Annotated in this window: 1 protein-coding gene; it reads left to right on the forward strand. The window is 70.3% G+C overall.

Annotation, left to right across the window (positions count from 1 at the left end):
* Nucleotides 1-73: 73 nt before the first annotated feature.
* On the forward strand, nt 74-6,000 hold a 5,927-nt coding region (locus NP4_RS26310; RefSeq protein WP_156524944.1), incomplete at its 3' end, for a fatty acid synthase subunit beta domain-containing protein.

Below are 6,000 nucleotides of genomic sequence, written 5' to 3' on the forward strand. Positions count from 1 at the left end.
GCGAGGGACACCTGCGCACGGAGGTGCGGCCCCCACGAGGGACGAGCCGCCATGAGAAGAGAGTCGATACGTCTTGACGATCAACGAGAGCACCGAGACCGGATCGAGCGCGAAGGTGGCTGGGGGAGCTGCGGACCGGGCTGTGAAGTCGTCGCTGCTGGATCGCCTGCTGGGGGGTGAGACGTATGCGCTGGCCTTCGGCGGCCAGGGTGCGAGTTGGTTGCGCGAACTCGACGAGATCGGGCGCGACGGCGGGCTCGAGCCGGAGCTGACGGCGCTGGTGAACGAGGCGGCCGCGCGGCTGGAGCCGGTCGCGTCGAAGCTGCTCATGGTGCGGCCCATGGGATTCGATCCGATCGCCTGGATGCTCGAGGACGATCTGGCCGATCCGGACGAGGGCGAGGTGTCGGCCGCCCCGTCGGCGCAGGTGCTGCGTTCGGCCGCGATCTCCATGCCCGGTGTGTTCCTCACCCAGGTGGCCGCGCTGCGTGCGCTGCGGCTGCAGGGGCTCGATACGGCCGCCCACGCCCCGGTCGCGGTCGTCGGACACTCCCAGGGCCTGCTGGCCGCCGAGGCCGCGCGCGCGGGCGGCGAACGCGATGCCGAACTGCTCGCGCTGGCCCAGTTGATCGGCGCGGCGGCCACTCTCGTCGCGCGGCGGCGCGGTCTGATCCCGGTCGGGGAGCGCTCGCCGATGGTGGCGGTGTCCAATGTCGATCCGGACCGGCTGCGCGCGGTCGTCGCCGAGATCTCCGAGGGTGTGGATCCCGCTGCGTCAGCGGTGGTTTCGATCCGCAACGGCCGTCGCCGGGCGGTGCTCTCGGGCACCGTCGCACAGCTCGATCGGGTGCGGCTGCGCTGCGACGAGCTGCATGCGGAGCAGACCCGCGAGCGCGAGGCCAAGAAGCGCGGCGGCGCGGTGTTCGCGCCGGTGTTCGAGGACGTCGACGTCGAGGTCGCGTTCCACCACCCCGCCCTGACCGAGACCGTGGATCTCGTTGCGGCGTGGGCCGATCAGTGCGGTATCGAGAGCGAACTCGCCGCCGAGCTCACCCGGCAGATCCTGGTCGACCCGGTGGACTGGGTCGAGATCGTGGACGCGGTGGTCGGGCAGGACACCCACTGGATCCTGGATCTCGGTCCGGGCGATCTGTTGACCCGCCTCACCCTCGGCTCGCTCAAGGGCACCGGCGTGGGTATCGTCGCCGCGGCTACCCGCCCCGGTCAGCGCAGTCTGTTCACCCCGGGCGCGGCTCCCGAGCTCGCGCCCGCGTGGGCGAGTTACGCGCCCAGGCCGGTGCGTCTGCCCAACGGCCGTATCGTCGTGGAGACCTCCTTCACCCGTTTGACCGGTCGCTCGCCGATCCTGCTGGCGGGTATGACCCCGACCACAGTCGACGCGAAGATCGTTGCGGCCGCGGCCAATGCGGGTCATTGGGCGGAGTTGGCCGGCGGCGGTCAGGTGACCGAGCAGATCTTCGCCGATCGGGTGGCCGAGTTGAAGACGCTGCTGCACCCGGGGCGCGCGGTGCAGTTCAATTCGCTGTTCCTGGATCCGTATCTGTGGAAGCTGCAGTTGGGCGGTCGTCGGCTGGTGCAGCGCTCGCGCGCCGCGGGCGCCCCGTTCGACGGTGTCGTGGTGACCGCGGGCATTCCCGAACTCGAGGAGGCCGTGGCGCTGATCGAGGAGCTGACCGAGGTCGGTATCACGCATGTGGCGTTCAAGCCCGGTACGGTCGCTCAGATTCGGGCCGTGCTGCGTATCGCCGACGCCGTGCCGGACTATCCGGTGATCATGCATATCGAGGGCGGTAAGGCCGGTGGCCACCACTCGTGGGGGGACCTCGACGACCTGCTGTTGGAGACCTACGCCGAGCTGCGTAACCGCGCCAATGTGATCGTCTGTGTCGGTGGCGGTATCGGCACCCCGCAGCGCGCCACCGAATACCTCACCGGCGCTTGGTCTTCCGCGCACGGCTACCCGGTCATGCCGCTGGACGGTGTGCTGGTCGGCACGGCGGCCATGGCGACGCTGGAGGCCACCACCGCGCCCGAGGTCAAGCAGCTGCTCGTGGCGACTCCCGGCACGCCCGATTGGGTCGCCGCGGGCTCCGCGTCGGGCGGAATGGCTTCCGGCCGTAGCCAGTTGGGCGCCGACATCCACGAGATCGACAACTCCGCCTCGCGGACCGGCCGTCTGCTGGACGAGGTCGCGGGCGACGCCGAGGCCGTGGCGGCCCGGCGCGAGGAGATCATCGCGGCGCTCGACGCCACCGCCAAGCCGTATTTCGGTGATGTGGCGACCATGACCTACGCGGACTGGCTGGAGCGCTATGTCGAGCTGGCCGTGGGCCTGGACCGGCGCAAGGATTTCGACTGCGGCAGCGACTTCGGTGATGTGATCGCCGACGCCACCGCGTCGGTGTGGTTGGACATCACCTGGCGTGACCGGTTCGCGGAGATGATGCGTCGCACCGAGTCCCGGTTGCATCCGGCCGACCGCGGCGAGATCGCGTCGCTGTTCGCCGACGACGCCGCGTTCGAGCAGCCGGTGCAGGCGATCTGCCGTCTGCGTGAGGCCTATCCGGCCGCCGCGGCGACCGTCCTGCACCCGGCCGATGTGCCATTTTTCGTCGCGCTGTGCAAGACCCCGGGCAAGCCGGTGAACTTCGTGCCCGTCGTCGACGCCGATGTGCGGCGTTGGTGGCGTTCGGATTCGCTGTGGCAGGCCCATGATCCGCGGTATTCCGCCGATCAGGTGTGTGTCATCCCGGGCACCGTCTCGGTCGCGGGTATCACCCGCGCCGACGAGCCCGTGGGCGAGCTGCTCGACCGCTTCGAGCAGGACACCGCCTACTCGCTGATGCGCGGCGGTGTCACCCCCAAGGCCGTCGACGGCCGCCGTCGTGTGGAGGTGACCGCGGGTGCGATCGATATCGTGCTCGCCGCCCCGGATGTGCAGTGGGCCGGGCGCACCACGGTGAATCCCGTGCACCGCCTCGGCGATCTGACCAAGTGGGCCGCTGATGAGAAGGGTGTGGTGCACCACCCGACCGGCGCGACCCTGATCGCGACCGAAGGACCCGAGGACCACGCCTACGTAGAGCTGACCGTGCCGCTGCTGGGTCGCGACGCCGTGCGCATCCGCCTCACCGTGCCCGTCTCGGTCTACAACGGCGGCGCGCCCGTAGTGACCGACGAGGACGCCGAGGCCGCCATGTCGGCGCTGCTGGCCGTGGCCGCGGGCCGCGCGTTGCCGGAGGTCCGCTCCGCCAACGGAACCCATGTCGCGCACGTCAATCTGGCCTGGACGCCGGATATGAGCGCCGATCACGCCGGGGTGACCGGTTCTGGGCTGCCCGCCAAGCTCAGCACCATCGGCCGGACCGTGCCCGATGTGCTCGTCGGGGCCTGCTGGCCCGCCGTCTTCGCCGTGCTGGGCGCGACCCGCACCGCCGACGGCCTGAGCGTGATCGAAGGCATGTTGGATCTGGTGCACCTCGATCACCAGGTGGAGCTGATCGGCGAATTGCCCTCGGCCGCCAGCGTTCTCGCGGTACGCGCCGAATCCGGCGAGGTGGTCGACACCGATATGGGCCGCGTCGTCGAGGTCCGGGTGAAGATCACCGCGATGCTCGACAAGGTCGAGACGGGTATGTCCATGCCCGCCCTCGCCGCCCTCACCGAGCGCTTCGCGATTCGTGGGCGCATCGGCCAGGGCGAGCTGGCCGATCCGCCGCGCGCGGCCGGTTCGGTCTCGGCGCAGGCCCAGGAGACCCCGCGCCGCCGGCGTCGCGACGTCACCCTCACCGCGCCGCGTGCGATGGCCGCCTTCGCCGAGGTGTCGGGCGATCACAACCCGATCCACACCAGCGATTCGGCCGCCAAGCTCGCCGGGCTGGGCAGTCCGATCGTGCACGGTATGTGGCTGTCGGCCGCCGCCCAGCACGCGGTCTCGGCGATCGATCCCGAATCTCCGCTGCCCCCGAGGACTTTGACCGCTTGGACCACTCGATTCCTGGGGATGGTGCGCCCGGGCGCGGAGATCGATGTGCGGGTCGAGCGGGTCGCGGTGGACCGCGGCAGCGAGATCGTCGAGGTGTCGTGCCGTACCGGTGGTGATCTGGTGATGACCGCGACCGGTCGGATCGCGGCCCCGAAGACCGTCTACGCCTTCCCCGGACAGGGCATTCAGACCAAGGGGATGGGTCTGGACGCTCGGTCGCGGTCCAAGGCGGCCAAGGAGATCTGGGACCGCGCCGACAAGCACACCCGCGAGGCGCTGGGCTTCTCGATCCTGGCGGTGGTGCGCGACAACCCGACCTACCTCAAGGCGCGCGGCGTGGAATACCGCCACCCGCAAGGTGTTCTGCATCTGACCCAGTTCACCCAGGTCGCCATGGCGACCCTCGGCGTGGCCCAGGTCGCGGAGCTGCGCGAGGCGGGCGCCTTCGTGGAAGGTGCGATGCTGGCCGGACACTCGGTCGGCGAGTACAACGCGCTGGCCGCCGTCGCCGGGGTGCTGCCGCTGGAGGCGGTGCTCGAGGTGGTGTTCCAGCGTGGTTCGGCCATGCACGAGCTGGTGTCCCGGGATGCCCAGGGCCGCAGCGACTATCGGATGGCCGCCATTCGTCCGTCGCAGATCGGGCTGCCCGATGCCGACGTCGTGGCCTTCGTCGCCGAGATCGCCGAGCGGGCCGGGGAATTCCTCGAGGTCGTCAACCTGAACCTGCGCGGCGCGCAGTACGCGATCGCGGGTACGGTCAAGGGGCTCGAGGAGCTGGAGGCCGAGATCGAGCGTCGTCGTGCCGAATTCGGCGGTAAGCGGGCGTTCATCCTGGTGCCCGGTATCGACGTGCCGTTCCACTCCACTGTGCTGCGCAAGGGCGTTCCGGAATTCCGGCACAAGCTCGAGGAGCTGCTGCCCGCCGATCTGCATCCGGAAATCCTTGCCGGACGCTACATTCCGAACCTGGTGCCGCGGCCGTTCTCGCTGGATCGCGAATTCATCGCCGAGATCGCCGAATTGGTGCCCTCCGAGCCGCTGGCCCGCGTGCTCGCCGAGTTCGACGACTGGGCCGCGCGGCCGGGCGATCTGTGCCGGGTGGTGCTGATCGAGTTGCTGGCCTGGCAGTTCGCCAGCCCGGTGCGCTGGATCGAGACCCAGGACCTGCTGTTCACCGATGTCGCCGACGGCGGCCTCGGGGTCGAGCGGTTCGTCGAAATCGGTTTGGCCGCAACGCCGACCGTGGCGAATCTGGCCGCCAATACGCTCAAGCTGCCGCAGTTCGGCACCACCAAGGTCGAGGTGCTCAATATCGAGCGCGAGGCCGCGGCGGTGTACTCGACCGATACCGATCCGGCTCCGGTGGACGAGCCGGAAGAGACCGTGGCCGAGGCTGTTTCGGCCACACCCGCGGCGGCGGCGCCCAGTGCTGTGCCCGCTTCCGCTCCGGCGGGTGGTCCGCGCCCCGACGACATCGCCTTCACCGCGGCCGATGCGACCCGCGTGCTGATCGCGCTGTGGACCAAGCTGCGCCTGGATCAGATCGGCCCGGTGGACACCATCGAGGGCCTGTGCGACGGCGTCTCCTCGCGGCGTAATCAGCTGCTGGTGGACCTGGGTTCGGAACTGTCGCTGGGCGCGATCGACGGTGCGGCGGACGCGGATATGGGCGCGCTGTCGGCGACCGTGGAACGGCTGGCGCGCACCTACAAGCCGTTCGGCTCGGTGCTGTCCGATGCCATCGGCGATCATCTGCGCAAGGTGTTCGGCCCGTCCGGTAAGCGGCCCGCCGCGGTCGCCGACCGGGTCAAGAAGGTCTGGCAGCTCGGCGACGGCTGGGCGCATCACGTCACCGCCGAGGTGTCGCTGGGCACCCGTGAGGGCGCGAGTGTGCGCGGCGGCGAGCTGGGCGGTCTGGTGTCCGGCGCGCTCGGCGACGGAGCCGCGGTGGACGCGGCCGTCGACGCGGCGGTGCAGGCGGTGGCCGCGTCCAC

Origin of the sequence: Nocardia pseudobrasiliensis NBRC 108224, from assembly GCF_001613105.1 — a bacterium.
Taxonomy (GTDB): domain Bacteria; phylum Actinomycetota; class Actinomycetes; order Mycobacteriales; family Mycobacteriaceae; genus Nocardia; species Nocardia pseudobrasiliensis.